This is a genomic window from Archangium sp., from assembly GCF_036389735.1.
Lineage (GTDB): Bacteria > Myxococcota > Myxococcia > Myxococcales > Myxococcaceae > Archangium.
Window position 1 is genome coordinate 1 of record NZ_DASVWK010000646.1, and the last position, 2,320, is coordinate 2,320.

The window sequence follows — 2,320 nt, forward strand, 5'->3', positions numbered from 1 at the left end:
CTCAACGTGGTGGGCGGCGACGCGAGCGGATCGCAGGTGGCGCCGGGGGTGAACGTGGTGCGCGGGCGGCTCGAGGGCCTCCAGGCGGCGGTGGGCGTGAACGTGGCGGGCGGGGAGGTGCGGGTGGGGCAGGTGGCGGCGGGGGTGAACGTGGCGGGGGGCACGCTGTGGGGCGTGCAGCTCGCGGGCGGCGCCAACGTGACGGGCGGGGACTTCGCGGGCCTCCAGGGCGCGGCGGGGGTGAACGTGACGCGGGGCTCGCTGCGAGGCGTGCAGTGGGCGATGGGGCTCAACCGCGCGGGCCAGGTGACGGGGATGCAGGCGGCGCTGCTGAACGTGGGCGGAGACGTCACGGGCGTGCAGGTGGGCCTCATCAACGTGGCGAAGGTGGTGACGGGCGTGCAGCTCGGCGTGGTGAACGTCTCCGAGGAGGTGCGGGGCGTGCCGCTCGGGCTGCTGTCCTTCGAGAAGAAGGGCCAGTTCCACGTGGAGGCCTGGGCGAGCGACATCCAGCTCACCAACCTCGCGGTGAAGTTCGGCGGCAAGTACGTGTACACGACGCTGCTGGCGGGACTGGGGCCGGATGACCGGTTGGAGCGCTACAGCCTGGGCCTGGGACTGGGCCTGCACCTGCCGCTGGGCGAGCGCTTCTGGCTGGATGGGGACGTGGTGGGCAGCACGGTGCTCCGCGTGCGAGCGCCCTTCGCCTCCAGCGCCAACCTGCTGGCCCAGGGCCGGTTGATGCTGGGCTTCAACCTCTTCGAGCGCCTCGCCGTCTTCGCCGGGCCCACCTGCAACGCCTACTTCGCCTGGAGGGACGCGGACCGGCTCACCCTCTCCACGCTGCCCATGTGGCAGGAGCAGGTGGGGCTGTCCACGTCGGTGCGGTACTGGCCCGGCGTGCAGCTCGGCGTGCGCCTCTGAGGCGGCTACAGGTACTCGTCGGGCTCGGAGGGGCGGACGGTCACGTGGGTCATGTTGTTGCCGATGAGGAGGGCTCCTCCCACGATGATGGGAATGCTGAGCCCCGTGGTGACCAGGCCGGGGGTGCGCAGGTTGGCCTTCCCACGGTCGGGCCCCTGTAGCCATACCCCATGCCCACGAAATGCTGAGCGACCCGGCGCAGCTCGAGCAGCGGTGCATCCGAGACGAGGTGCACGCGCACCTCTGGCCTTGCTTCCGCCGCCGCGGCGGGCGTGGCCCAGAGCCACACCATCAATGACACCATCACGAAGCGAGCCATGAATGTCTCCTTTTGACGGGCTTCTACTCCGTGGAGCACACGCCGTGCGAGGCTCCCGACTTTAGGGTATCGAGGTCACCCGCGAGGAGCGCACCGACATGGCCACTGATCCGCACCGCGAGTATTGCAGACGCCAGCATCGCCTTCTGGCCCATCACCTCAGCATCGAGGTGTGGTGCGCGGGCGATGACTGCGTCCTCCTGGAGCGCGAGCAGTTGGAGGAGTTCCTGAAGCTCGAGCGCTTCAAGAGCACACGCATCCAGTGGCTCCTGGAGGACCTCGCGCCCTGGTTCAAGCACACCTATCCCGTCTACTCGGGCAGTGCCCTGGACTCCCTCCAGGCGCTCTACCTGTCTCGGGTCCCCATCGACAAGAAATGCATCGTCAGTCCCGATGAGACGGAGGTCGATGAGCTGATCCTCTGGATGCGGGAGAAGGGCATCCGCATCAACCGCCTCGAGTCGATCAGCCAGCTCACGCCCCTCACGGAGGAGCAGCTCGTGCCCAGGCTCGCGCTGCTGGCCGCCGGGCTGGCCGAGCCGTGACGGCGCTCACCACTCGATGAAGTACTCGGCCTCGTCGATCGCCAGCTTCCGGGCCTCCACGCGGCCTTGATGGCCCACGGACCGGAGCGCCTCCTCCAGCAGGCCCTGGTGGAACTCCACCGGCTGGAGGTCGCCACGGAAGTGCAGGCGCACGCGGCGCTCGCCCAGCGCGGTGTACTCCCGCTGGCCGTAATTCACGGCGGTGGCGTAGGCGGTGGGGGAGCTGGAGAAGAGCCGCTTGGGGTCCTTCTGGCCGATGATGTTCGTCAGCGTCTTGCCCACACTGGACTGGAAGAACCCGCCGATCGCCGCCGCGCCACAGGCCCGGATGGCCGCCTCGGGGGAACCGTACCTGGGGGCGAGGCTGTCGGCCGCGGCGTAGAGCACCTGGAGGAAGTCGCGAAGCGGGTAGGAGAAGAAGTCCACCAACGGCTTCTTCGCGATGGTGGCTCGCAGCTCCGTCGCGGCCTTCTCGCCCTGATGCTGAGCCACCAGCGTGAAGACGGCGTTGAAGATGAGCCCTCGGACGGTG

At 69.1% G+C, this 2,320-nt stretch carries 2 protein-coding genes and 1 pseudogene; 2 read left to right on the plus strand and 1 reads right to left on the minus strand.

Translation table 11 applies throughout. The features are described 5' to 3' along the window. Together VF794_RS22525 and VF794_RS22530 are read left to right on the plus strand one after the other, a co-directional pair. Positions 1-924 (plus strand): annotated as a pseudogene (locus VF794_RS22525) (caspase family protein); the annotation flags it as partial. Positions 925-1,341: 417 nt separating this feature from the next. Beyond that, positions 1,342-1,788, plus strand: coding sequence for a hypothetical protein (locus VF794_RS22530; protein WP_331113673.1), 447 nt, complete (start codon positions 1,342-1,344; stop codon positions 1,786-1,788). A gap of 6 nt (positions 1,789-1,794) precedes the next feature. Here the strand turns inward: VF794_RS22530 and VF794_RS22535 are convergent. After that, positions 1,795-2,320, minus strand: a 526-nt coding sequence (locus VF794_RS22535; protein ID WP_331113675.1) for a DUF2378 family protein, incomplete at its 5' end; no start/stop codon positions are given.

What these genes read in the sequence shown, in the direction of transcription:
- VF794_RS22530 (WP_331113673.1), top strand. Translation starts at nt 1,342, where the DNA reads ATGGCCACTGATCCGCACCGCGAGTATTGCAGACGCCAGCATCGCCTT.